The organism is Allobosea sp. RIT-PG3_2, assembly GCF_057321085.1.
Genome location: NZ_JBXWCA010000005.1, coordinates 308,337 through 332,434, shown reverse-complemented (window position 1 = coordinate 332,434; position 24,098 = coordinate 308,337). Strand labels below are relative to the sequence as shown.

The window sequence follows — 24,098 nt, the reverse complement described above, 5'->3', positions numbered from 1 at the left end:
CGATGCGGGCTGAACAGGACGAAGCTTCCGCCCTGCTCGACGGGCTCGATATCGACACGCTGCTCAAGGCGCTGATCCGCGGACGCGGCTATGAGGCGGCCTTGCGCGACCCGCCGGGGCGACGCGGCTGGAGCGACGTCAGCCCGGCCTCGATCAATTTTCTCCAGCTCGATCAGCGCATCGACCGGCTGGCGCGGCTCCTGACCGTCAACAAGGGACAGCCGGGGGCAAGCGTGGCGATCCTGGCGCCGCTCGGGCCGGAGGCGATCGTCTCCATGCTCGCCTGCCTGCGTGCCGGCCTTTCGCCGCTGATGCTGCCGCTGCACGGCAATGAGCTCGAGATGTTGCGCCTTATCGAGGCTTCGGGCGCCGTCATGGCGCTCGGCGTCAGCAGGGTCGGACCGTTGCGGCCGCTGCTGATGCTGCGCAACCTCGCGATGCGCGCCTTCGGCACCCGGTTCGTCGGCGGCTTCGGCCCCGATGTGCCGGATGGCGTCGCCCCGCTCGACGCGCTGATGGCCAATGCGAGCCTGCACCCCCTCCCCGGCCTTGTGGAGCGGCCCTGGCTGCAGGTCGCCGATGCCGTCTCGTTTGAAGGACCGCAGCGAATCTCCGAACGGGAGTTGCTGGGCAAGGCGCTCGAGATCTCGCGTGCCCTCAAGCCGATGACCTCGTCGCGGATCGTCACCACCCTGGTCGGCGGCGACCTCGCCTCGCTCGCTAGCGGGCCGGGCATGGCGATGCTGACGGGTGTCGAGCTATTGCCGCTCGGCCTGTTCAACCTCGGAGATTTGCAGGCCTGCGTCGAGGGCGGGCGCAGCGTCCATCTCGTCCTGCCGGGCGAGATGGAGCCGGCACTGGCGCATTCGCGGCTGGCGGGGCATCCGGCTTTGGCCAGTCTCGTCTTCGTGCAAAGGATGACTGGCAAACCGGCCTATCCGGCAATTGATCGCCCCGATCTCGCCATCGTCGATATCGCGGTGCATACTGCATCCGATATCACCGTGACCCGGCGCCAGTCGCCCATCGGTTGATCGGCGCGGGAACGGTGTCGGGGCGCATTCCGCGGAGTGTCCACCATGCTTGCCTTCGGCGTTGTTCTGCTCTTCCTCTCGGCCAACCCGGTCACTCTCGTTGCCGACGGGGTGCCACGTTTCGATATCGCCGCCTCCTGCGAAGCCGCGGGCAAGTCCTCCACAGGGATCGGCCGCCCTGTCGCCGCCTGCCGCGACGATGAGGAAAAGGCCCGCGGCGCCCTCGAGATGCGCTGGTCGGAATTCCCCGTGCAGGCCCGTACGACCTGTACCGAAGGTGCGAGCCTCGGCGGACCGCCGAGCTACGTCCAGCTCATCACCTGTCTGGAAATGACGAAGCAGTGACTCTCGCCCTGCCCGCCGGGAGCACCGCGGCGCGCAGCAGCGTGTAGAGCACCACCGCGTTGAGCAGGTGCCAGAGCCAATGGGTGCCGAGCGACAGGGCTCCGCAAAGCGGCCCGTCGATGCTGCGCATCGTCAGCGAAACGGCGAACGCCGCGCCGGCCAGCGCCAGTAGGTTTTGGCGATGCAAGGCCGGCCTGCCCAATAGGGCGAGCGCCATACCGCCAAGCCCGAGCAGCAACGCCGCATAACCCGCCGAGCCTGCCATCGTCGGCGGCAGGAGCGCCCGCCCCGCCCAGGACAGCGCGAGGGCCAGGCCGAAGAAGGCGAGCGTCCCCGCGGCCGTCACCCGCTTCGACGCGCCAAAGAATCGCCGAAGCGCAAAGGCGAAATAGCCGAAGGCGAAGAGCTGGATCGGCAGGACATCGGCCGCCACCGTCCAGCGATTCGGCTTCGTGTGGAACAGGAAGGAGCCGACCCCGATCGCGAAGACCATGAGGATCAGCGCGAGCACGCTCCGGTCACGGACGCCCTGCCGGCGCCAAAGCCAGAAAGCCACCAGCGCCGCGGCAAGAAACGCCGCATTGGTCGCTGCGTTGAAAGGCTCGGCCCAGAAGCTGCCGTCCAGTCTTTCGCAATAGCCGAACCGCATCCTATCGCCCATTTCCAACCCGACACGACCAGCAAAGCCTGCGTGTTGCGACGTTATCGTGTCGCGGCCGAGGCTTGTCTCGGCGGCTGCGCTCCGCGAAGTTCGCTCCCTGACCATCAGGAACGACCATCATGCGCAGCCTTCGCCTTTCGCTCTCCGGAGCGCTCCTGCTCGCCGTGGGAGCTGCGAGCCCTGCTTCGGCCGACCCGGCAACCTGCGCCGGCCTCTGGACGGCCCGCAACGAGATCTACAAGGCGCAGGGCTACTGCTTCCGCACGCAGCGCGCGATCGCGGCCTTCGGCAATGCCGGCTGCCAGTATGACGATATCCAGGACGTGCCGCTCTCCGCCAACGACCGGCGCGCCGTTGCCGACATCGTCAGGCAGGAGCGGGCGCTGCGCTGCCCGCGCTGACGGCGATTGCCTGTGGAATGCATCGCAGCCCTGCGCCCCGCGAGGGCGAGCCCGTGCTAGAAGCGCCGGCCGTGCCTCTGCGCGCGACCAATCAAGGCGATTCACGACCCGCATGACGACAGCGATCGAGATGGGAACGACACGGACCGGCGAGCCCGGTCTCATCGATCTCGCCGAATTGCTGGCGACGCGGCTGCTCGTGCAGGGCAATTCCGGCTCGGGCAAGTCGCATCTGCTGCGCCGCCTGCTGGAGCAGAGCGCGCCGCTCGTCCAGCAGGCGATCATCGATCCGGAGGGCGATTTCGTCTCGCTCGCCGACCAGTTCGGCCATGTCGTGGTCGATGCCGAATGCGGCGAGGCCGAATTGCAGCGCGTCGCGCTGCGCGTGCGCCAGCACCGCGTCTCGGTGGTGCTCAATCTCGAGAACCTCGAAGCCGACGAGCAGTTGCGCGCCACGGCCGCCTTCCTCGGCGGGCTCTTCGACGTCGACCGCTCGCTCTGGTTCCCGATGCTGATCGTCGTCGACGAAGCCCAGCTCTTCGCGCCGGTGATGGCGGGCGAGGCTTCAGACGAGGCCCGCCGGCTCTCGCTGGGTGCCATGACCAATCTGATGTGCCGCGGCCGCAAGCGCGGCCTTGCCGGGGTGATCGCGACCCAGCGCCTCGCCAAGCTCGCCAAGAATGTCGCGGCCGAGGCCTCCAACTTCCTGATGGGCCGCACCTTCCTCGATATCGACATGGCCCGCGCCGCCGATCTGCTCGGCATGGACCGGCGCCAGGCCGAGATGTTCCGCGACCTCGAGCGCGGGCAGTTCGTCGCGCTCGGCCCCGCCTTGTCCAAGCGGCCGTTGCCGCTCAGGATCGGCACCGTCAGTTCGGTCGACCGAGGTGGCGCGCCGGGGCTGATGCCCCTGCCGGAACAGGCCCCCGAAGACGCCGGCAAGCTGATCTTCACGCCGGGCGAGGACGAGCCGCCGCCGATGGCGCGCCCGGTCCGACCCGCGCCCCGGCCACGCCCGGCCGCCAGCGACGTGCTGAGGCAGATCGAGAACTACCGCCCTGCCCCGCAGGCCGAGCCCGAGCCCGAGATCGAGCTGGAACCGGGCGAGCGCGAGGCGATCATGGTCGAGATCCTGCGCGAGCTGATGGCCGATCCGGAGGCGCGCTCGCGACAGGTCGCGGTGCTCTATCAGGATTTCACCGTGCGCTGCCGGATGCGCCGGCTCGGCCGCACGCATCTGAGCCTGGAGGAGTTCCGCCGCAGGCTCGCCGTCGCGCGGGCCGGCGTCAGCGACAGCATCGCGACCAGCGATGGCTGGCGGACGGCGGTCGAAGCCTCGGGCAGCTTGCCGGAGGATCTGCAGGGGCTCTTCCTGTTCATCGCGCGAACCGCGATCGAGGGCGCGCCCTGCCCGAGCGATGCCGAGCTGGCGCGGGTCTATGGCAGCCATTCGCCCAGCCGGGCGCGGCGGCTTCTCGGCTATATCGAGGAGCGCGGCCTCATCGTTTGCCATGTCGATTTTCGCGGGCTACGGACACTGGCGCTCCCGACGCTCGGCGTCGAGACCGCGCCGGGGCTGGCGCAGCCGCGTACCGCGGGCATGCCGCGCAGCGCGCGAGGCTAGCGGCCCTCGCGGGCTCGATGACTTGAACTCACCAATGCTGTTCCGGTGAGCGGGCTAATCGCGCCGGCTTGGTAACCCCACGTTCCGGCCTCCACAGGAGATCTGGATCATGGAATATCGGCGTTTGGGTCATTCGGGACTGATGGTCCCTGCCCTGAGCTTCGGCGCGGGCACCTTCGGCGGAACCGGGCCGCTCTTCAGCGCATGGGGCACGACCGATGCCCGGGAGGCGCGCCGCCTGGTCGATATCTGCCTCGAAGCCGGGCTGAACCTGTTCGACACCGCCGATGTCTATTCGAACGGCGCTTCCGAGGAGGTGCTCGGCGAAGCGATCAAGGGACGCCGCGACAAGCTGCTGATCTCGACCAAGACGACCCTGCCGATGGGCGACGGCCCCAATGATGCCGGCTCCTCGCGCAGCCGCTTGATCAAGGCGACCGAGGACGCACTGCGGCGGCTCGGCACCGATTATATCGACCTGCTGCAATTGCATGCCTTCGACGCCGGCACGCCGGTCGAGGAGGTGCTCTCGACGCTCGACACGCTCGTCCGCGCCGGAAAGCTGCGCCATGTCGGCGTCTCCAACTTCGCCGGCTGGGAACTGATGAAGTCCCTCGCCGCAGCCGAACGCCACGGCTGGACGCGCTATGTCGCGCATCAGGTCTATTACTCGTTGGTCGGGCGCGACTACGAATGGGAGCTGATGCCGCTCGGCCGCGACCAGGGCGTCGGGGCGCTGGTCTGGAGCCCGCTCGGCTGGGGCCGCCTAACCGGCAAGATCCGGCGCGGCCAGCCGGTGCCTGCCGGCAGCCGCCTGCATGAGACCGCTGAGTTCGGCCCGCCGGTCGAGGACGAACAACTCTACGCCATCGTCGATGTGCTCGATGCCATCGCCGAGGAGACTGGCAAGAGCGTGCCGCAGGTCGCGATCAACTGGCTGCTGCAGCGCCCGACTGTCTCCTCCGTCATCATCGGCGCCCGCAACGAGCAGCAATTGCGCGACAATCTCGGAGCGGTCGGCTGGAACCTGACTGCCGAGCAGGTCGCGCGCCTCGATGCTGCAAGCGTGCGGACCGCGCCCTACCCGTATTTCCCCTATCGGCGGCAGGCCGGTTTCGCGCAGCTGAATCCGCCGGTGGTGTAACTCGCGCACCCCGCGCGAAACTTGACCACCCGGCCCCCGAGCGTGCATGACCTCAAGCCGAATTAACAGGTCATGCCATGCGCGTTCTGCTGATCGACAACTACGACAGCTTCACCTGGAACCTGGTCCACCTCATCGGCGGGCTGGGGGCGCAGGTCGATGTCTGGCGCAACGATGCGCTGTCGGTCGAGGATGCGCTGGGTGGCGAGCATGACGCGATCGTGCTCTCGCCCGGCCCCTGCACGCCGAACGAGGCCGGCATCTGCCTCGACCTCGTCCGCGAAGGCGCGGGCGTGAAGCCGATCTTCGGCGTCTGCCTCGGCCTGCAGGCGATGGGCCAGGCCTTCGGTGGTGAGGTCGTGCGGGCGCCCCTGCCGATGCATGGCAAGGTCTCTCCGATCCGGCACAAGGCGCGCGGCCTGTTCCGAGGCATCAACGGGCCGCTGCAGGCGACGCGCTATCACTCTCTCGTGGTGGATCGCGCCAGCTGCCCCGCCGTGTTCGACATCGAGGCCGAGACCGATGACGGCCTGATCATGGCGCTCTCTCATCGCGAGCTGCCGGTGCATGGCGTCCAGTTCCATCCGGAGAGCATCGCCTCCGAGCATGGCGCGACGATCCTGCGGAATTTCCTCGACCTCGCTCAGCGATGGCGCAGCGAACATGACGCCGCCGCCCTGATCCCAACAGCCTGATTCCGCAGAGTTTCCATGGACGATTTCAAACCCTTCATCGCCAAGGTCGCGACCGGCGCGACGCTCTCGCGCGAGGAAGCGCGCGACGCCTTCGACACCATCCTCTCCGGCGAGGTCACCAACGCGCAGTCGGCCGCCTTCCTGATGGCGCTGCGTGTGCGCGGCGAGACCATTGACGAGATCGCCGGCGCGGTCGGTGCGATGCGCGGCAAGATGCTGCCGGTGAAGGCGCCGCCCGAGGCGATCGACATCGTCGGCACCGGCGGCGATTCCTCCGGCTCCTACAACGTCTCGACCCTGGCCTCGATCATCACCGCCGCCTGCGGCGTGCCCGTCGCCAAGCACGGCAACCGCGCGGCATCCTCGCGCTCCGGCGCGGCGGATGTGCTGACCGCGCTCGGCGTCAAGGTCGGGCTCGATCCGGCCGGCACCGAACGATGCATCCGCGAAGCCGGCGTCGGCTTCATGTTCGCGCCAACGCACCATGCCTCGATGCGCCATGTCGCGCCGGTGCGCACCGAGCTCGGCACGCGCACGATCTTCAACCTGCTCGGCCCGCTCTCCAACCCGGCCGGGGCGAAGCGCCAGCTGATCGGCGCCTTCTCGGAGACCTGGCTGGAGCCGATGGTCAAGGTGCTGGCCTCGTTCGGCTCGACCCGCGTCTGGGCCGTGCATGGCTCGGATGGGCTCGACGAGATCACCACCACCGGCCCGACCCGCGTCGTCTCGCTCGAGAACGGCAAGATCGAGAGCTTCCTGATCAATCCCGCGGATGTCGGTCTCGCGCCGGCCAAGCCGGAAGAGCTGCGCGGCGGCACGCCGGAGCAGAACGCCGCAGCGCTGAACGCCGTGCTCGCTGGCGAAAAGACCGGCTTCCGCGATATCGCCGCCTTCAACGCCGCTGCCGCGCTGCTCGTCGCAGGCAAGGCCACGGATCTGAAGGACGGCTTCGCCCAGGCGACCGCCGCGCTCGATTCCGGCAAGGCCAGGGCGACGCTCGCCGCCCTCGTCAAAATCTCGAACGCGTGAGGGCGGCATGACCGACATCCTCGCCAGGATCGAAGCCTATAAGCGCCAGGAAATCGCGGCGGCGAAGGCCGCCGTGCCGCTCGCCGAGATCGAGCGGCGCGCCCACGCAGCCGGCAAGCCACGCAGCTTTGCCGATGCGCTGGCAGTGAAGGTCGCGGGCGGCACCCCTGCCCTCATCGCCGAGATCAAGAAGGCCAGCCCGTCCAAGGGGCTTATCCGCGCCGATTTCGACCCGCCTTCGCTCGCCCGCGCCTATGCGGCCGGCGGCGCGGCCTGCCTCTCCGTGCTGACCGACGCACCCTCCTTCCAGGGCCGGCCGGAATTCCTGACGCAGGCGCGCGAGGCCTCTGGCCTGCCGGCACTGCGCAAGGATTTCCTCTACGACACCTATCAGGTCTATGAGGCGCGGGCCTGGGGTGCCGACTGCATCCTGATCATCATGGCCGGCGTCGACGACGCCACCGCCAGGGCCTTGAACGAGACCGCGCGTGAGCTGAGTATGGACGTGCTCGTCGAAGTCCACGACGACGCCGAACTCGATCGTGCGCTCAAGCTGGAAAGCCGGCTGCTCGGCATCAACAACCGCGACCTGCGCAGCTTCAACGTCGATCTCGCCGTGACCGAGCGGCTGGCGCCGCGCGTGCCCGCCGACCGTATCGTCATCAGCGAGAGCGGCATCTTCACCCATGCCGACGTCGCCCGGCTCAACACGATCGGCATCAGCAGCTTCCTCGTCGGCGAAAGCCTGATGCGGCAGGCCGATGTCACGGCGGCAACGCGGGCACTGCTGACCGGGCAGGCGCAAGAGAACGCGGCGTGAGTCGGCTCAGCCATCTCAACGCCCAGGGCCAAGCGCATATGGTCGATGTCGGCGGCAAGGCCGAGACGGCCCGCACGGCAATAGCCGAGGGCAGCGTCGTGATGGCACCGGAGACGGTGGCGATCGTGCGCGATGGCAACGCCAAGAAGGGCGACGTGCTCGGCACGGCGCGGCTCGCCGGCATCATGGCGGCCAAGCGCACGCATGAGCTGATCCCGCTCTGCCATCCGCTGCTGCTGAGCAAGATCGCGGTCGATCTCGATCTCGACGAGGCGCTTCCGGGTGTGCGCGTGCGCGCCGAGGTCAAGATGACCGGCCAGACCGGCGTCGAGATGGAGGCGCTGACCGCCGTCTCGGTCGCCTGCCTCACCGTTTACGACATGGTCAAGGCGGTCGACCGGGCGATGCGGATCGAGAATATCCGGCTCGTGCACAAATCCGGCGGCCAGTCCGGCGACTACGACGCGAAGGCTGGTTAGAGGAGTGAGCATGATGTCGCCCGAAAACCGGTTCCCACTTTTCGGCATTATGCTCTAATGGCGCTCACCCCGGTCCCCGTCGCGCGCAAGGCGTTGCTCGACAGCATTCCGGGGCCGACCGGAACCGAGACCCTGCCGCTCGCCCAATGCGGCTGGCGCGTGCTCGGCGCCGACGTGAAGGCGCTGCGCACCCAGCCGCCCTTCGCCAACTCGGCCATGGACGGCTACGCGGTTCGCGGTGACGACATGGCGGAAGGCGTCAGCCTCGCCGTGATCGGCGAATCCGCCGCCGGCCGGGCTTTCGAGGGCGGCGTCGGGCCGGGCCAGGCAGTGCGGATCTTCACCGGCGCACCGATGCCGGCCGGCGCCGACACCATCCTGATCCAGGAAGATGCCGACGGCGTCGACAGCCCCGCGATCCGGGTGCGCGTGCCGCCGACCAAGGGCAAGTTCCTGCGCGCCGCCGGGCTCGATTTCCACGAAGGCGATGTCCTGTTGGCGGCCGGGCGCGTGCTCGACAGCGCCGCGCTCGGGCTCGCGGCGGCGATGGGGCATCCGGCTCTGCCGGTGCGGCGCAAGCCCCGCGTCGCGATCCTCGCCACCGGCGACGAATTGGTCGCTCCCGGCGAGCCCGTCGGGCGCGACCAGATCGTCGCCTCGAACTCGTTTTCACTCGCCGCGCTGGTCGAGAAAGCCGGTGGCGCTCCCCTCGATCTCGGTATCGCCCGCGACGATCATGCCGATCTCGCCGCCAAGATCGGACAGGCCGAGGCCGCCGATGCCGATGTGCTGATCACGCTCGGCGGCGCCTCCGTCGGCGCCCATGACCTCGTGCAGGAGGCTCTGACGCGGGCGGGCATGGAGCTCGGCTTCTGGAAGATCGCGATGCGGCCCGGCAAGCCGATGATGACCGGCCGGCTCGGCCGCATGGTCGTGGTCGGCCTGCCCGGCAATCCGGTCTCCTCGATCGTCTGCGGCCACCTTTTCGTGCTGCCGCTGATCGAGGCTTTGCTCGGCATGGCCGATGCGGATCGGGACCGGAGCATCCCGGCCGTCCTGGGACGCGACATGCCGGGGAATGACGAACGCGAGGATTATCTGCGTTCCGAGCTGGCGTTGACCCCGGAGGGATGGGTGGCGACGCCTTTCGGCCGGCAGGATTCCTCGATGCTCGGCACGCTGGCGCGAGCCCAGGCGCTGACGATCCGCCCCGCCTTCGCCGACGCGGCCAAAACGGGCGATCCCTGCCGGATCCTGCCGCTGCGGTAGGCCGCTTGCGGAACACAAGCAGAACGCGTATGGTGTTCGTGCTTTGTTTCGAATCTGCGCTTTGAGGGGCTGGCGGCAACCATGCTGACACGCAAGCAACACGAACTCCTGCGCTTCATCCAGGAACGCTTGCGCGAGAGCGGGGTGCCGCCCTCCTTCGACGAGATGAAGGACGCGCTCGATCTGCGCTCGAAATCCGGCATCCACCGGTTGATCATGGCGTTGGAGGAGCGCGGCTTCATCCGCCGCCTGCCCAACCGGGCGCGCGCGCTCGAAGTCATCAAGATGCCCGATGGTCTCGGCGCTCCGCAGCAGCGCCCCCGCTTCAGCCCGGCCATCGTCCAGGGCGGTCTCGGATCGCAGCCCAGCCTCGGCAAGCCACGCCCGGGTTCCGGAGCCGATGAGGACAGCCGTTCCTCCATCGCGATTCCGGTCATGGGGCGCATCGCCGCCGGCACGCCCATCTCGGCGATCCAGAGCCGCAGCCACACCGTCTCACTGCCGCCCGACATGCTCGGCTCCGGCGAGCATTACGCGCTCGAAGTGCGTGGCGATTCGATGGTCGAGGCCGGCATTCTCGACGGCGACACGGTCGTCATCCGCAGGCAGGACACGGCCAATACCGGCGATATCGTCGTGGCGCTGATCGACGACGAAGAGGCTACCCTCAAGCGGCTGCGCAAGCGCGGCTCCTCGATCGCGCTCGAAGCGGCGAACCCGGCCTACGAGACCCGCGTGCTCGGACCGGACCGGGTCAAGATCCAGGGCCGTCTCGTCAATCTGATGCGGCGCTACTGAAGCCGTTCGATGTCGGCGTCGCTGTCGACGGACACCGATGCCGGGTTGGTGGGCGGCTGATTGTTGGCCCGCGGCGCGGGCTGCGGCTGCTCGCGGCGGCGGCTCCAGGGACGGTCTGCGGCGCCCTGCTCCGAGACATGGCTGCTCCAGCCTGTCGCTGTTCGATAGAGCGAGGTCGCCCCGTCGCGGCTCAGCGCGCCACGGCTGATCAACCTCGCCTTGCAGGCGCCGCTCCAGGGAATCGCGGTGACGACGAGGTCGGCGCGGAGGCAGTCCTCGATGATTGCGAGCCGATCGCGCGTGTAAGACACGGTGCGCTGATCGGCCGTGCGGCCGATGCAGCCCAGGGTGTCGCAAACGATGCCGGCCCGCAGCGTCGGATCATCCGGCGAGCGGCTGTCACCATCGGACGCGAGCCATTGTTGCAAGACAAAGCGGCTGGGCTTTCCGGCGATGGCCAGCCGGCCATCGGCGCCGCGCAGCGCGAGGCCGGAGCCGTCGCGTTCGATCAGGATCTCCGGACGCTCGGGCTTGCCGGCGACGGCGACGCCGAACATCAGCGGGATGGCCGCGAGCCAGCGCCAGGCCGTTGTCCAGAGCGTCAGCCAGAGCAACGCCAGAACGAAGCAGACGAGCACGGCGGGACCGAAGGCCGCGATCATCACCGTTGAATGGTCGATGGCCGCGACCCAGTGCGCCACCTTCAGCACGACATCCGAGGCGAGCCCCATCAGCGCCCAGGCCGGCCAATCCAGCCCGAAGGGATAGGCCAAAACGCCGAAGACCGCCGCCGGCATGACGAAGAGCGAGACGAAGGGCAGCGCCATGGCGTTGCCGAGCAGGCCGAAGGGATTGAAGGTCTGGAAGTGATAGGCGCCGAAGGGCGCGGTCGCCGCCGTGGCGAGCAGGGTGGTGACGACGATGCCGAGCGCTGCGGTCCAGAGCGGGCCGACAGGCCAAGGCAGAACTGGCGGAGGCCGGGCACGGTCCCGCCGCTCCCAACGTTCGGCGAAGGCGATCAGTGCCGCGACCGCGCCGAAGGACATCTGGAAGCTCGGCCCGAGCAGCGCCTCGGGCTCGCGCAGCAGCACGATCATCGCAGCGAGCGCGAGGTTGCGCATGCTCAACGCCGCGCGGTCGACCAGGATGGCGCCCAGCATCACCAGCGTCATGATCAGCGAGCGTTCGGTCGCGACGTCACTGCCCGAGAAGATGCAGTAGGCGGTTGCACCGAGCATGGCGGCTACGGCGGCGAGCTTCTTGACCGGCCAACGCAATGCGATCGTCTGCGAGATCGCCAGCAGGGCTCGCACCAGCCAGAAGATCGTGCCGGCAGCGAGCACCATGTGGAGCCCCGAGATCGAGACGATATGGTAGATGCCGGCGGCGCGCAGGTCGTTGTTGGTCGCCTCGGTGATCAGCCCGCGCTTGCCCGTGACGAGCGCGGCCGCCACCGCGCCGCCCTGCCCGCCGCCGGCCTCGGCGATGCGCCGGGTCAGGGCGTTGCGGGCCTTGTCGATCGCCACATCGATCGCCAGACGCGTCGGCATCGGATAGGGCGGCGGCGCCAAAGCGAGCTTGCCGGATATGCTGCCGACAGCTCCGATTCCCTTGAAGAAGGCGTCGCGGCCGAAATCATAGCCGCCCGCCCGCGCCGGCCCCGGCGGAGGCAGCAGCCGGGCGGTCGCGACGATATGGTCCCCGGGCGCGACGGAGCCGGCGCGGATGTTGACGCGCACCCGTTTCGGGCGCTCACCCTCCGGCACGCCTGCGAGGTCGGTCACCAGCACGACGATGCGGGCGCCGTTGTCCCTTGCCTCCACCGTTTCGACATAGCCTGTCAGCTTGCCGATCCGCGGCCGCTCCAGCATCGGTGCTGATATGTCGGCAGTACGCCAGACCCCCGCCGCGAAGCCGGCAAAAGCCGCGGCTGTGGCGAGGCAAGCCATTGATGGGAGGCGATGGAAGCGCAGGGCAAAGGCAAGTCCGATGCTCAGGACGAGGCCAAGCAACGGCGCCCACAAAGCCGGCTCACGATCTGCCGCGAAATAAAACACGATGCCGGCGCCCATCGCCACGGGCAGCCACAGGAACGGGCGGCGGCGCTCGGCCTCCAGCGCGAGGGCACGGCCGAACTGCGCCTGCCAGCCCTGCAACCAGGCATCGAAGCGCACCGGCGCCAGCCAGGATGGCCGCAAACGCAGAGGCACGGCGCCAACGCGGGCGCCGCGCCGTTCCCCCTGCCCTGACGGCCCCGGCTGCATCGCCTGCCCCATCCCCATCGGCATTGCGATTTGACCGCTTAACCTTTCCGGCCAAGCCATGTTACAGGGCGCGCGCCGGTTGTCATGTCATGACCTGCGCCATTTCCCACGTTTACCCCGGGCGGTTTTCCCCGCCCGGCCGGAGTCGCCTCCCATGAGCAACGCCGTCGTCACGCGCTTTGCGCCCTCGCCCACCGGTTTCCTGCATATCGGCGGGGGCCGCACGGCGCTGTTCAACTGGCTCTACGCCCGCCGGCACGGCGGCAAGATGCTGCTGCGCATCGAGGACACGGACCGGGAACGTTCGACCGACGCCGCCATCACGGCGATCCTCGACGGGCTGGAATGGCTCGGCCTCGATTGGGACGGCCAGACCGTCTACCAGTTCCAGCGCGCGGCGCGCCATCGCGAGGTCGCCGAGCAGATGCTCGCCGCCGGCAAGGCCTATCATTGCTACGCCACCCCGGCCGAGCTCGACGAGATGCGCGAGAAGGCCCGCGCCGAGGGCAAGCCGCTGCGCTATGACGGGCGCTGGCGCGACCGCGACCCGGCGACGGCGCCGGCCGGCGTCAAGCCGGTGATCCGCCTGAAGGCACCGCAGACCGGCGAGACGGTGGTCAATGACGAGGTGCAGGGCCGCGTCGTCTGGCAGAACGAGAATCTCGACGATCTCGTGCTGCTGCGCTCGGACGGCAACCCAACCTATATGCTCGCCGTCGTCGTCGACGACCACGACATGGGCGTGACCCACGTCATCCGCGGCGACGACCATCTGACCAACGCCGCCCGCCAGACCCAGATCTACGATGCGCTTGGCTGGGACGTGCCGAGCATGTCGCATATCCCGCTGATTCATGGGCCGGACGGCGCAAAGCTCTCGAAGCGCCATGGTGCGCTCGGCATCGATGCTTATCGCTCTATGGGCTATCTGCCGGCAGCACTGCGCAACTATCTCGTGCGGCTGGGCTGGAGCCATGGCGACCAGGAGGTCTTCTCGACGCAGGAGATGATCGACGCCTTCAATCTCTCCTCGATCGGCCGCTCGCCCGCGCGCTTCGACTACGCCAAGCTCGAGAACCTCAACGGGCTCTACATGCGCCAGTCGAGCGACCAGGAACTGCTCGATGCGCTCAACGTCATCCTGCAGGAGATCGGGCCGGCACGCGGGGTCGCGCCGACGCTGTCGCCCGAGCTCGAGGCGAAGTTCCTTGCCGCCATGCCGGGGCTCAAGGAGCGCGCCAAGACGCTGGTGGAGCTGCTCGACAGCGCGTTCTATCTCTATGCCCAGCGCCCGCTGAAGCTCGACGAGAAGGCCGCCGGGCTTCTCGACGACGCAGCGCGCCAGCGTCTCTCGCAGATCGCCGAGAAACTCGCTGCCGTAGCCGACTGGGCACCCGCGCCCCTCGAAGCCGCCGTGAGGGCCTATGCCGAGGAGAACGGCCTGAAGCTCGGCCAGGCGGCACAGCCGCTGCGCGCCGCGCTGACGGGACGGGCGATGTCGCCGGGGCTGTTCGACGTGATGGCTGTGCTCGGCCGCGAGGAGACATTGGCGCGGCTCGCAGACCAGGCGTGAGCCGCTCAGGAGCACAGCCGGGCCGATGGATCGCCGTGCTTGCGGCCCCGCTGCAACGATTGCAAGGGGATGGAAGAGCACCGGCGCCTTGCTCGCGGAGATATGAGCGAGGCGCGGTTCGAACCGCCTTTTGGCTCGGTTGAATGCGCTGGGCAAATGGTCTAGTGACGCGCAAGTGCGTTGCGCTGCAGCACCGTGGCGGGGCACGAATATTGCTTGTATATCAGCTACATGGATCGCCTTCTAACTCCTCCGACGACATGTTCCCGTCATATCGCGGCCTTCGGATGGGGGAAGCCCGGCGCGAAAGCTCCGGCCAGCAGGCGAAACAGGGGCTGAACAGCAGCGAGCCTTGAAAGGATCGGTATCGATGAGCGGAAACACGAGCCAGCTCCAGGTCGGCGACAAGACCGTCGACATGGCGATCAAGACGGGATCGGTCGGTCCCTCCGTCATCGACATCGCCAAGCTCTACGCCCAAACGGGCATGTTCACCTACGACCCCGGCTTCACCTCGACGGCGAGCTGCGAGTCGCAGATCACCTATATCGACGGCGATGCCGGCATCCTGCTTTATCGCGGCTATCCGATCGACCAGCTTGCCGAGCACGGAGATTTCCTCGAGACCTGCTATCTGCTGCTCTACGGCGAGCTGCCGACCGCCGCCCAGAAGGCGGATTTCGACTATCGCATCACGCGCCACACCATGGTGCACGAGCAGATGGCCCGCTTCTTCCAGGGCTTCCGCCGCGATGCGCATCCGATGGCCGTCATGGTCGGCTCGATCGGCGCCATGTCGGCCTTCTACCACGACTCGACCGACATTTCGGACCCGCAGCAGCGCATGATCGCCTCGATGCGGATGATCGCGAAGGTGCCGACGCTCGCCGCGATGGCCTACAAGTACACGGTCGGCCAGCCCTTCGTGTATCCGCTGAACTCGCTGGACTACACCTCGAACTTCCTGCGCATGTGCTTCGCGGTGCCTGCCGAGGAGTACAAGGTCAATCCGGTGCTGTCGCGCGCGCTCGACCGCATCTTCATCCTGCACGCCGACCACGAGCAGAACGCCTCGACCTCGACCGTGCGTCTCGCGGGCTCGTCGGGCGCCAACCCCTTCGCCTGCATCGCGGCCGGCACGGCCTGCCTGTGGGGGCCCGCCCATGGCGGCGCCAACGAGGCGGCACTCAAGATGCTCGAGGAGATCGGCTCGGTCGACAACATCCCGAAGTATATCGCCAAGGCGAAGGACAAGAACGATCCGTTCCGTCTGATGGGCTTCGGCCACCGGGTCTACAAGAACTACGATCCGCGCGCCAAGATCATGCAGAAGACCACGCATGAGGTGCTGAACGAGCTCGGCATCAAGGACGATCCGCTGCTCGACGTCGCGATCGAGCTGGAGCGCATCGCGCTCAGCGACGAGTACTTCATCGAGAAGAAGCTCTACCCGAACATCGACTTCTATTCGGGCATCACGTTGAAGGCGATGGGCTTCCCGACCTCGATGTTCACCGTGCTCTTCGCCGTGGCTCGCACCGTCGGCTGGATCGCGCAGTGGAAGGAGATGATCGAGGACCCGTCCCAGAAGATCGGCCGTCCGCGTCAGCTCTATACCGGCTCACCGCAGCGCGACTATTCGCCGATCGGCCGCCGCTGAACCCAGCGCCGCGAACGATGACGACAAGGGCGCGGTGGTCTCCACCGCGCCCTTATTGTTTCAGATGATTGATGACAGCCGCGCGGGTGATCCGCCGGCACGGGCAGCTAAAGTCGGGTCTTCCAACGGAGATCCGTTCATGACCGACAACCGCTTTCTCGACCGCCGCTCCTTCCTCATCGCGGCAGGAGCCGCCGGGCTCGCCGGCACGCAGGCCGGGGCGCAGGCCGCGTTCCCCACCCGGCCGATCACGCTCATCGTGCCCTTCGCCGCCGGCGGCTCGACCGATATCGTCGCTCGTCTCGTCGGCCAGAAGATGGGCGAGCTCATCGGCCAGAATATCGTGATCGAGAACCGGGCCGGTGCCGGCGGCAACATCGGGTCCACCGCCGTCGCGCGCGCGGCGCCGGACGGCTACACACTGCTGCTCGGTACGATCTCGACTCACGCCCTCAATCCCGCGATCCTGAAGACGGTCACCTTCGACGCCGTGAAGGACTTCACCCCCATCTCGCTGCTCGCGATCGTTCCCAACGTGATGGTGGTGCACCCCGACTTCCCGGCCAAGACGGTCAAGGAGGTGCTGCAGGTGCTGAAGGACAATCCGGGCAAGTACTCCTATGCCTCGTCCGGCGTCGGCACGCCGCTGCATCTCTCCGGGGAGCTCTTCAAATCGCTCGGCGGCGTCCAGATGAACCATGTGCCCTATCGCGGCGCCGGGCCGGCGCTGAACGACGTCGTTTCCGGCGCAGTGCCGATCATGTTCGACAACCTGCCCTCCTCCGCGGGCTTCATCCGCAACGGCCAGCTGCGGGCGATCGGCGTCACGACCAAGGAGCGCGTCTCGTCCTTCCCCGATCTTCCGACCATCGCCGAGGGCGGCCTCGCCGGTTACGAGACCTATACCTGGAACGCGCTGTTCGGCCCGGCGAACATGCCCCGGCCGATCGTCGACAAGCTCAACCAGGTCGCCAACCAGGCGCTCAAGGACGAGAACGTGAAGAAGAGGCTCAACGACGTCAGTGCCGACATCGTCGGCTCGACACCGGAGCAACTCGGCGAGCACGTCAAGGTCGAGCTGGCCAAATGGGCGCCGATCGCCAAGGCCTCCGGCGCGGTCGTCGAGTAGGCCCGCCCTTATAAATTCAAGCTTCGCGGCCAGCCTGCGAGGCGACCAATGCCAGCGCCGCTTCGACGGCGTTGGCGGCAGGGCTCGGCCCGGCCGAGCGCATGATTGTCTCGACCTCGGCGAAGCTATCGAGCTGCGCCTGTCGTTCAGTGCCTTCAGCTAGCGCTATGAGTAGCTTTCGGCTCAAGGAGTCCGCCGTCGCGTCATCCTGAATGAATTCGGGGACGACGCTCCGGCCGACGATCAGGTTGGGCAGGATCACGCTCGGCACCTTGATAAGCCGCCGGGCCAGCACCGCCTCCCAGCCTGCCCCGCGATAGGCCGCAACCGTCGGAACGCCGGACAGCGCCAGTTCAAGCGTCACGGTGCCGGAAGCGGCCAGGGCTGCGCGGGCTCCCCGAAAAGCCGCGAGCTTCCCCGCCTCGCCGCTGATGATCTCCGGTGCGACCGGCCAGTGCGCCACCGCCTCCGCGATCATCGGCTGCAGGCGGGCAACAGCCGGCAGAACGAAGCGCGCGTCGGGAACCGCTGCCGCCACCCGCGCGACCGCCTCACCGAAAACCGGCATCAGATGGTGGATCTCGGAGCGCCGGCTGCCGGGCAGGACCAGCACCTGCGGCTGCGCGGAATCATCGCGCATGCCCTGCTCGGCTGGGTTCGGCCTGAATTCGGCGAGGCGCTCCATCAGCGGATGGCCGACATAGATCGTCTCGGGACCGTGAAGCCTTGCAAGGGCAGCGGGCTCGAACGGCAGCAGCGCCAGGATGCGGTCGATATGCGGAGCCATGCGGCGCGCCCGGCCGGAGCGCCAGGCCCAGACGCTCGGGCAAACCCAGTGCACGATCGGGATATGAGGCGCGCGAGCGCGAACCTTCTTCGCCACACGCAGGCAGAAATCGGGGCTGTCGATCGTCAGCAGCAGATCGGGCTGGAAATCGGCGATACCGCGGGCGGCGTCCTCGATCCGCCGCAGCAGAAGCGGCAGGCGTGCGATCACCGGGCCGAAGCCCATCACCGCGATATCGGCCTGCGGAAAGAACGGCACCAGCCCCGCTTGCGGCAGGCCGTGATCGCCGACCCCGCGCAATTCGATGGGGCGATCGCCCAATCGCTCGCGCAGGGCCGCAAGGAAGCGCAGGGCGAGCGCATCGCCGGAGGCTTCGCCCGCGATGATGGCGAGCTTGAAGGGGCGCATCAGGCCACGCCTTCGATGAAGAGCCCGAGCTGATCCGCCTGTCGCCCAAGCGCTTCGCGGTCACCGACCAGCACCTCGCCCGCCCTCAGCCCGATGCCGGACAAACCGGCTTCGGCGATGTGGCGCAAGGTGTCCGGGCCGATGGCCGGCATATCGACGCGAAGATCCTGCCCGGTCTTCGGAGCCTTCACGAGAACGCCGTCGCCCTTGCCGATCTTGAGGCGCCCGCGCGCGACGAGATCCGCGACGCGCCTGATCATCGCGTCCGTGCCCTCGGCCGCTTCGATCGCGATGACCCGATGGTCGGCAAGGATCGCCGTCTGGCCGACATCGAACGGCGACAGCGCCGCCAGCAGCGAGAAGCCATGCCCGAGCATGGCCTGCTGCTCTGCCGTCGCCTGCCTGCGGCCGAGCGGCCCCCGGGGCGCGGTCAGTTCCGGCGCAATGTCCGCCGGGCCGTGGACGCGGAAGCCTTGCTCCTCGAAGAAGCGGACGACACCACGCAGCAGATGGTCGTCGCCGCCCTGGAACGCGCGCGCGAAGTGAGGCAGATATTTCAAGGTCGAGGCTTCCGGCCGCAGCGCCCCGAAGCTGGGCCGCGGCAGGCTTCCCAGCATGACGATGTCGCCAATGCTGCGCCGGCGCAACTCGCTCAGCAGGCTGCCGAGCTGGCCGAGACGGTAGCTCCGCACATCGGCATCGCCGAAAGCCGCGGGGTCGGCCGCGCCTTCCAGCGCCGCAATGAAGGGCCGCTCACCATGCCCGGCGAGAATCTGGGCCAATCGGACCGGATACTGGCCTGCGCCCGCGATCATCACGAGCGGGCCGTGCACGGTTCTCCCGGAGCTCACCTCTCCACGGCGGAGACGTCATGCGGCATGCACAGCGCCTTGTCGCCGCCTTCCCTGATGAAATCCAGGATCTCATGGACCAGCGGATGCGAGGCGAACTCGGCCGCGACGTCCTCGACACGCTCGGTCAAGGTTCCTTCATCGGCGAAGAGCAGGCGGTAGGCGCGGCGCAGCTCGTGGATCTGCTCGCGCGTGAAGCCGCGACGCTTGAGGCCGATGAGATTCAGCCCGACGAGATGGGCGGGGTTGTCACGGATCGTGCCGAAGGGAATGACGTCGCTCAACACCCCGGCTCCGCCGCCGATGAAGGCGTGATCGCCGATACGGATGAATTGCTGCAGGCCAGCGCCGCCACCGACGATGACGAAATTGCCGATCGTGACATGACCGGCGCACATCACGTTGTTCGAGAAGATGACGCTGCTGCCGAGACGGCTGTCATGACCGACATGCGAGTTGGCCAGGAAGAAGCAGCGGTCGCCGACGCTCGTGACCATGCCCCCGCCCTCGGTGCCGGGGTTCATGGTGACCCCCTCGCGGATCTGGCATTCCTCGCCGATCGTCAGCGTCGACGGCTCGCCGCGATATTTCACGTCCTGGGGAGGATGCCCGATCGAGGCGAAGGGATAGATCCGCGTGCGCGCTCCGACCGTGGTGCGGCCGGCGACGACCACGTGGCTGAGGAGCTCGACGCCCTCACCAAGTACGACATCGGGACCAACGGTGCAGAATGGTCCGATCCGGACCCCCGCGCCGAGTTGCGCTTTGGGGTCGACAACCGACATGGGATGAATGGAAGGGCTCATCGGGAGCTGATCCTGATCTCGCAACGCCGCTGCCTCAAACGACCATGGCCGAGATTTCGGCCTCGGCCACGAGCACGCCTTCCACCCGCGCCTCGCCGCGGTAGAACCAGATATTGCGCTTGCGGGCCAGCTTGGTCATGTGGAAGCGCAGCGTGTCGCCGGGGATGACAGGCTTACGGAACTTGGCCTTGTCGATCGTCGTGAACAGGACCGTCTTGACCTCCTGCTCCCCCGCAGCGCGTGCGTTGACGACCAGCACGCCGGCTGTCTGCGCCATGGCCTCGATCATGAGCACGCCCGGGAAGACGGGCCGCTCCGGGAAGTGGCCGGTGAACTGCGGCTCGTTGACGGTGACGTTTTTGATGCCAACGCCGGACTGGTCCCCATCGATCTCGACGACCCGGTCGACTAGCAGAAAGGGATAGCGGTGGGGAATGCTGGCCATGATCTTCTGGATGTCGATCACACCCAGTGCCGTCGTCGCCTCGCTCATTGTCTGTCTTCTCCCGCGCGCCGTCCCGGGGCGACGCTTCGCATTCTCTTGAACAGGACGATTGCGAAAACCGCTTCCGCAATCGGCAACAATTCCAAAGCCTTCCGCCCCGTTTGCCGGAAACAGGGGGGCTTCGGCAACATAAATCTCTCTGCATCTTCACGAGAAGGAGCGCAGGCCTCCCGCCCAAATCCGGTCGGGAGCTAGTCAGTCCTGAGGTGTGTCGGGTTTCCGGCCACGCTTGGCGACCAGAAGCTTGAGCAGGGCGATTTCGCGCGCCCACGCCAAAGCCGGCTGTGCCGGAGAGCCGCCATAGCGGGAGCCGCGCGGGACATCCCCGGCTACGCCGCTCTGCGCGGCGATCTGGGCACCCGCGCCGACCGTCATATGGCCGGCGAGGCCGACCTGGCCGCCGAGGACGACGAAGTCCTCCAATGTCGACGAGCCGGCGAGGCCCGTCTGGGCGCAGATCACGCAATGGCGGCCGATCACGCAATTATGCCCGATCTGGACGAGGTTATCGATCTTCGTGCCTTCGCCGATCACCGTATCGCGGCTGGCGCCGCGATCGATGGTGGTGTTGGCGCCGATCTCGACATCGTCCTGGATGATGACCCTGCCGATCTGCGGCACCTTCATGTGCCCTTTCGGGCTCATGGCGAAGCCGAAGCCATCCTGCCCGATGCGGGCGCCGGGATGGATGATCACGCGGTTGCCGATCAGTGCGGACTGGATCGTGCTGCCCGCACCGATCGAGCAATTGCGACCGATCCGGACCTGCGGGCCGATCACCGCATGAGAGGCAACGACGGTTCCTGCCCCGATCTCGGCACCGGGGCCGATGACGGCACCCGGATCGACCGTCACGCCGGGCTCAAGCACGGCGGTGGCGTGGACGACGGCGCCCGGAGCCACGCCCTGCGAGGCAAAAACGGATTCGGGCCGCAACGCCGCAGGGAAGAACCGCGCCAGTATCTTGGCGAAGGCGTGATACGGCGCGGGGCATACCAACGCGACCGTGCCGGCAGGGACGCGATCGGCAAAGCGCGACGAAACCAGACACAGCCCCGCCTTCGTCGCCGCCAGCGCCTCTGCGTATTTGGGGTTGTCCATATAGGCGAGATCGGACGGGCCGGCCGTTTCGAGGGCTGCAGCCCCTTCCACGCGACGTGCAGCATCGACACCCGCGGGAAGCGAAGCGCCGGAAATGCTTGCGACCTCGCTGAAGTCGAGCGAGGTCGCAAGCGGAAAGAAGATGGGCTCTGCCATGATCAGGTCCGGAGCGGGGTACGAGACCCCGCCTCGTCAGAAGCGGGTGCCGCCCGAGAAGCGGAACGCCTGGAGGCGGTCGCCGCCGTACTTGCCAGCGATGCCCGTGGCGGGGTTGAGACCCCACTGACCATCGTCCTTGGTCAGGGCATAGGCATAGTCGAAGCGGATCGGACCCAGCGGCGACTGCCAGAGCAAGCTCACGCCAACCGAGGAGCGCAGGATGTTCTTGTCGCGCACGCAGGCGATGTTGGTCTGGGCACCGCCGGTCACAACATTGAACTGCCGCGCCTCCGAGCCCGCCGGGCAGCCCGCAAAAGCGGAAGAGCTGCCGCCGTCGTAGTTGAACAGCGTGCCGGCGTCGGCGAAGAGCGCTCCACGCAGACCCAGATCGCGGGGCAGGCCCCAGATCGGGAACTGCACCTCGACCGAGCCGCCGAAGTAGCTCGTGCCACCCACGGCGTTCGCGGTCGGATCGTTCAGCACGTCGCGCGGGCCGATTCCGGAAGGCGCGAAGCCGCGGACCAGTGTCGGTCCGAGGAAGTAGTGATCGACCATGCGCAGGTTTCCGCTGGTCGCCTGGACGTGACCGCCCTGGACACGCAGGAAGCCGACGACATCGTCGAAGATCTCGCGGTAGTAGCGCGCGTCCGCCGCGATGCGCAGGAACTTGGAATCGCCCCCGACGCCTGCGAATTCCGGCTTCAGCTCGGCGATGAAGCCATTGCGCGGGCTCTGCACGCTGTCGAGCGAGTTGTAGTTGAAGTTCAGGCCGACCAGCGAGGTCAGGGTCGTGCCCTGCGCTTCCTTGACCGCCACCGTCGCTTCGCCGTTGGTCACGCAGTTATAGATCGTGTTGGCGCCGCCGGTCGGCGTGATGCCGGGGATCGGGAAGCTACAGTCGTTGTAAGGCCGGTCGGTCGTGTTCGGAATCTCGATCTCGGTCGTGTAGATCGAGTAGCGCGGCGTGATCGAGAACTCTTCCGTGATCGGGAAGGTGAAGCGCACCTGACCACCGGTCACGCGGCTCTCGAAACGGCCGGTGTTGTAGTTGTCGTTGAACTTCGAGAACAGGTCGATACCGGCCGCCACGCGGTAGCCCAGGAAATAGGGCTCCGTGAACGAGAAATCGATGCCCTGCGCGCGCTGGCCGAGCGTGCCCGCGATTCGAACGAACTGGCCGCGGCCGAGGAAGTTCGACTCCGACAGCGAGACTTCGCCGATGGCGCCGTCCGAGGTCGAATAGCCGCCGGCGATGGAGAAAGAGCCGGTCGCCTTGTCCTCGACATCGATGTTGACCACGACACGATCCGGGGCCGAGCCGGGCTCGTTGGTGATGCGGACCTTGTTGAAGAAGCCGAGGTTGTTGAGACGGCGCTCGGCGCGGTCGATCATCACCTTGTTGTAGGCGTCGCCCTCGCCCATATCGAGTTCGCGGCGAACCACATAGTCGCGGGTACGAGTGTTGCCGCGCACGTTGATGCGCTCGACATAGACCCGCGGCCCCTCGTCCACGACGTAGGTGATGCCGATCGTCTGGCCGGAAGCATCGCGGTCACCGCGCGGGCGGACCTGAGCGAAGGCATGACCGCGACGGGCGACCTCGGTCGTCAGCGCGACCAGCGACTTCTCGACCGCCTCGGCGTTGTAGGTATCGCCAGCGGACGTCGCGACATAGCGCTGGAGTGCAGCGGAATCGATATCGCGCAGAGCGGAGTCGACGCCGACATTGCCGACCTTGTACTGCGGGCCTTCCTCGACCTGGATATCGACGACCCAGCCGCCGGCAGCCTCGTCGAAGCGGGCCGAATTGCCGGCAACCTGGAAGTCGGCATAGCCGTTCTTCAGATAGAAGCGCCGGACCAGGTCGAGATCGGAGCTGATCCGCTCGGGATCATAAACGTCGGAGGTCTTGATCCAGCTCAGGAAATTCGATTCGGTCGAGCTCATCAGGCCACGCAGCCGGCTCGACGAATAGGCCTGGTTGCCGCTGAAATTGATCGACTTGATGCCGGTCTTGCCGCTCTCGTTGATCGTGAAGACGATATCCTGGCGGCCATTCGGCAGCGGCGCGATGCGCCCGCTCACCGACGACAGACCATAACCGGCCCGGCGATAAGCCTCGCGCAGACGCTCCACGTCGGAATCGATCAGCGACTGGCTGAGCGGGCCGCCGGCGCGCGACTGGACCAGCGGCGAGAGCTGGTCGCTCTTCAGACGACGGTTGCCTTCGAAGGCAACGCGGTTGACCGTGCCGTTCTGTTCCTGAACCGTCACGACGGTCTGCGAACCGCGGCGGCTGACCTGGACATTGCTGAACAGGCCGGTCGCAAGAAGGCTCTCGCGAATCTCCTGGGGGTTCTCCCGCCCGACGGTGTAGGAGCGGATCGTCTCCGCATCCACGCGCCGATTGCCGTGGACCACCACAGCCTGCGCGAACGCCACGCCACCACTCACGGCCAGCATCAAAGCCGAAAGTCCGATCGATCGAGAGAGCCGCAGCTTGGTCGTCCGGCTCTTTAGGGTCGACGTCATCGGGTCGCCTATTCCATATCTCTG

General features: G+C 67.5%; 22 protein-coding genes. 14 read left to right on the top strand and 8 right to left on the bottom strand.

Translation table 11 applies throughout. The annotated features are described in order from the left end of the window. Positions 1–2 precede the first annotated feature (2 nt). Both AC2FAN_RS17295 and AC2FAN_RS17290 read left to right on the top strand, forming a co-directional pair. Positions 3–1,034: an AMP-binding protein gene (locus tag AC2FAN_RS17295; RefSeq protein ID WP_485175621.1), complete on the top strand. Its 1,032-nt coding sequence runs from the start codon at positions 3–5 to the stop codon at positions 1,032–1,034. A 45-nt stretch (positions 1,035–1,079) separates the two neighbouring features. Next, entirely contained in the window at positions 1,080–1,379 is a 300-nt protein-coding gene (locus AC2FAN_RS17290; protein WP_485175619.1) for a hypothetical protein, read from the top strand. On the opposite strand, the gene AC2FAN_RS17285 is transcribed toward AC2FAN_RS17290, so the two are convergent. Continuing rightward, positions 1,351–2,028 (bottom strand): ceramidase domain-containing protein, encoded by a 678-nt coding sequence (locus AC2FAN_RS17285; protein WP_485175617.1) that lies wholly within the window; start codon positions 2,026–2,028, stop codon positions 1,351–1,353. The two genes, AC2FAN_RS17290 and AC2FAN_RS17285, sit on opposite strands and share 29 nt — an antisense overlap. A gap of 131 nt (positions 2,029–2,159) precedes the next feature. Here AC2FAN_RS17285 and AC2FAN_RS17280 point away from each other — a divergent pair, with 131 nt between their 5' ends. The 9 genes from AC2FAN_RS17280 (at position 2,160) to lexA (ending at position 10,299) form a co-directional block, all read left to right on the top strand. Continuing rightward, complete coding sequence (locus AC2FAN_RS17280) at positions 2,160–2,441, top strand: YARHG domain-containing protein (protein WP_485175615.1); 282 nt, start codon at positions 2,160–2,162, stop codon at positions 2,439–2,441. Positions 2,442–2,553: 112 nt separating this feature from the next. Beyond that, positions 2,554–4,065 (top strand): helicase HerA domain-containing protein, encoded by a 1,512-nt coding sequence (locus AC2FAN_RS17275; protein ID WP_485175613.1) that lies wholly within the window; start codon positions 2,554–2,556, stop codon positions 4,063–4,065. 109 nt (positions 4,066–4,174) lie between these two features. Next, on the top strand, positions 4,175–5,209 hold the full coding sequence (locus AC2FAN_RS17270; protein ID WP_485175611.1) for an aldo/keto reductase: 1,035 nt from the start codon (positions 4,175–4,177) through the stop codon (positions 5,207–5,209). Positions 5,210–5,286: 77 nt separating this feature from the next. Then, positions 5,287–5,904, top strand: coding sequence for an anthranilate synthase component II (locus AC2FAN_RS17265; RefSeq protein ID WP_485175609.1), 618 nt, complete (start codon positions 5,287–5,289; stop codon positions 5,902–5,904). A gap of 15 nt (positions 5,905–5,919) precedes the next feature. Further along, entirely contained in the window at positions 5,920–6,933 is a 1,014-nt protein-coding gene (trpD, locus tag AC2FAN_RS17260) for an anthranilate phosphoribosyltransferase (protein WP_442864981.1), read from the top strand. 7 nt (positions 6,934–6,940) lie between these two features. After that, the gene (trpC, locus tag AC2FAN_RS17255) at positions 6,941–7,753 is read left to right on the top strand and encodes an indole-3-glycerol phosphate synthase TrpC (protein WP_485175607.1); all 813 of its coding nucleotides are present in this window, start codon (positions 6,941–6,943) and stop codon (positions 7,751–7,753) included. Further along, a complete protein-coding gene (moaC, locus tag AC2FAN_RS17250) occupies positions 7,750–8,232 on the top strand; it encodes a cyclic pyranopterin monophosphate synthase MoaC (RefSeq protein WP_485175605.1) in 483 nt (160 codons plus the stop codon). The genes trpC and moaC overlap by 4 nt, the downstream gene beginning before the upstream one ends. Before the next feature lie 57 nt (positions 8,233–8,289). After that, positions 8,290–9,501: a molybdopterin molybdotransferase MoeA gene (locus AC2FAN_RS17245; RefSeq protein ID WP_485175603.1), complete on the top strand. Its 1,212-nt coding sequence runs from the start codon at positions 8,290–8,292 to the stop codon at positions 9,499–9,501. Between the two features lie 81 nt (positions 9,502–9,582). Next, entirely contained in the window at positions 9,583–10,299 is a 717-nt protein-coding gene (lexA, locus tag AC2FAN_RS17240; RefSeq protein ID WP_265053540.1) for a transcriptional repressor LexA, read from the top strand. On the opposite strand, the gene AC2FAN_RS17235 is transcribed toward lexA, so the two are convergent. Next, complete coding sequence (locus AC2FAN_RS17235) at positions 10,293–12,509, bottom strand: ComEC/Rec2 family competence protein (protein WP_485175600.1); 2,217 nt, start codon at positions 12,507–12,509, stop codon at positions 10,293–10,295. The two genes, lexA and AC2FAN_RS17235, sit on opposite strands and share 7 nt — an antisense overlap. A gap of 208 nt (positions 12,510–12,717) precedes the next feature. On the opposite strand from AC2FAN_RS17235, the gene gltX reads away from it, so the two are divergent. The 3 genes from gltX (at position 12,718) to AC2FAN_RS17220 (ending at position 16,925) form a co-directional block, all read left to right on the top strand. Further along, positions 12,718–14,136, top strand: a complete 1,419-nt coding sequence (gene gltX / locus AC2FAN_RS17230) for a glutamate--tRNA ligase (protein ID WP_485175598.1) — start codon at positions 12,718–12,720, stop codon at positions 14,134–14,136. Between the two features lie 370 nt (positions 14,137–14,506). Then, on the top strand, positions 14,507–15,796 hold the full coding sequence (gene gltA, locus AC2FAN_RS17225) for a citrate synthase (RefSeq protein ID WP_265053543.1): 1,290 nt from the start codon (positions 14,507–14,509) through the stop codon (positions 15,794–15,796). Positions 15,797–15,935: 139 nt separating this feature from the next. After that, entirely contained in the window at positions 15,936–16,925 is a 990-nt protein-coding gene (locus tag AC2FAN_RS17220; protein ID WP_485175596.1) for a Bug family tripartite tricarboxylate transporter substrate binding protein, read from the top strand. A gap of 16 nt (positions 16,926–16,941) precedes the next feature. Here AC2FAN_RS17220 and lpxB read toward each other — a convergent pair whose 3' ends face one another. The 6 genes from lpxB to bamA all read right to left on the bottom strand — a co-directional run bounded on the left by lpxB (position 16,942) and on the right by bamA (position 24,074). Then, positions 16,942–18,120 (bottom strand): lipid-A-disaccharide synthase, encoded by a 1,179-nt coding sequence (gene lpxB, locus AC2FAN_RS17215; protein WP_485175594.1) that lies wholly within the window; start codon positions 18,118–18,120, stop codon positions 16,942–16,944. Further along, the gene (locus AC2FAN_RS17210; protein ID WP_485175592.1) at positions 18,120–18,953 is read right to left on the bottom strand and encodes an LpxI family protein; all 834 of its coding nucleotides are present in this window, start codon (positions 18,951–18,953) and stop codon (positions 18,120–18,122) included. Before AC2FAN_RS17210 ends, lpxB begins: the two co-directional genes overlap by 1 nt. Before the next feature lie 14 nt (positions 18,954–18,967). Further along, positions 18,968–19,777: an acyl-ACP--UDP-N-acetylglucosamine O-acyltransferase gene (gene lpxA / locus AC2FAN_RS17205; RefSeq protein WP_265053547.1), complete on the bottom strand. Its 810-nt coding sequence runs from the start codon at positions 19,775–19,777 to the stop codon at positions 18,968–18,970. Positions 19,778–19,811: 34 nt separating this feature from the next. Further along, a complete protein-coding gene (gene fabZ, locus AC2FAN_RS17200; protein WP_265053548.1) occupies positions 19,812–20,270 on the bottom strand; it encodes a 3-hydroxyacyl-ACP dehydratase FabZ in 459 nt (152 codons plus the stop codon). A 207-nt stretch (positions 20,271–20,477) separates the two neighbouring features. After that, complete coding sequence (lpxD, locus tag AC2FAN_RS17195) at positions 20,478–21,539, bottom strand: UDP-3-O-(3-hydroxymyristoyl)glucosamine N-acyltransferase (protein WP_485175590.1); 1,062 nt, start codon at positions 21,537–21,539, stop codon at positions 20,478–20,480. 36 nt (positions 21,540–21,575) lie between these two features. Continuing rightward, a complete protein-coding gene (gene bamA / locus AC2FAN_RS17190; RefSeq protein ID WP_442864982.1) occupies positions 21,576–24,074 on the bottom strand; it encodes an outer membrane protein assembly factor BamA in 2,499 nt (832 codons plus the stop codon). Between the last annotated feature and the right edge of the window lie 24 nt (positions 24,075–24,098).

Bases quoted from the DNA above. Each gene is read 5' to 3' on its own strand.
- AC2FAN_RS17295 (WP_485175621.1), top strand. From the start codon at position 3: ATGCGGGCTGAACAGGACGAAGCTTCCGCCCTGCTCGACGGGCTCGAT.
- AC2FAN_RS17290 (WP_485175619.1), top strand. From the start codon at position 1,080: ATGCTTGCCTTCGGCGTTGTTCTGCTCTTCCTCTCGGCCAACCCGGTC.
- AC2FAN_RS17285 (WP_485175617.1), bottom strand. From the start codon at position 2,028: ATGCGGTTCGGCTATTGCGAAAGACTGGACGGCAGCTTCTGGGCCGAG.
- AC2FAN_RS17280 (WP_485175615.1), top strand. From the start codon at position 2,160: ATGCGCAGCCTTCGCCTTTCGCTCTCCGGAGCGCTCCTGCTCGCCGTG.
- AC2FAN_RS17275 (WP_485175613.1), top strand. From the start codon at position 2,554: ATGACGACAGCGATCGAGATGGGAACGACACGGACCGGCGAGCCCGGT.
- AC2FAN_RS17270 (WP_485175611.1), top strand. From the start codon at position 4,175: ATGGAATATCGGCGTTTGGGTCATTCGGGACTGATGGTCCCTGCCCTG.
- AC2FAN_RS17265 (WP_485175609.1), top strand. From the start codon at position 5,287: ATGCGCGTTCTGCTGATCGACAACTACGACAGCTTCACCTGGAACCTG.
- trpD (WP_442864981.1), top strand. From the start codon at position 5,920: ATGGACGATTTCAAACCCTTCATCGCCAAGGTCGCGACCGGCGCGACG.
- trpC (WP_485175607.1), top strand. From the start codon at position 6,941: ATGACCGACATCCTCGCCAGGATCGAAGCCTATAAGCGCCAGGAAATC.
- AC2FAN_RS17245 (WP_485175603.1), top strand. From the start codon at position 8,290: ATGGCGCTCACCCCGGTCCCCGTCGCGCGCAAGGCGTTGCTCGACAGC.
- lexA (WP_265053540.1), top strand. From the start codon at position 9,583: ATGCTGACACGCAAGCAACACGAACTCCTGCGCTTCATCCAGGAACGC.
- gltX (WP_485175598.1), top strand. From the start codon at position 12,718: ATGAGCAACGCCGTCGTCACGCGCTTTGCGCCCTCGCCCACCGGTTTC.
- gltA (WP_265053543.1), top strand. From the start codon at position 14,507: ATGAGCGGAAACACGAGCCAGCTCCAGGTCGGCGACAAGACCGTCGAC.
- AC2FAN_RS17220 (WP_485175596.1), top strand. From the start codon at position 15,936: ATGACCGACAACCGCTTTCTCGACCGCCGCTCCTTCCTCATCGCGGCA.
- lpxB (WP_485175594.1), bottom strand. From the start codon at position 18,120: ATGCGCCCCTTCAAGCTCGCCATCATCGCGGGCGAAGCCTCCGGCGAT.
- lpxA (WP_265053547.1), bottom strand. From the start codon at position 19,777: ATGAGCCCTTCCATTCATCCCATGTCGGTTGTCGACCCCAAAGCGCAA.
- fabZ (WP_265053548.1), bottom strand. From the start codon at position 20,270: ATGAGCGAGGCGACGACGGCACTGGGTGTGATCGACATCCAGAAGATC.
- lpxD (WP_485175590.1), bottom strand. From the start codon at position 21,539: ATGGCAGAGCCCATCTTCTTTCCGCTTGCGACCTCGCTCGACTTCAGC.
- bamA (WP_442864982.1), bottom strand. From the start codon at position 24,074: ATGACGTCGACCCTAAAGAGCCGGACGACCAAGCTGCGGCTCTCTCGA.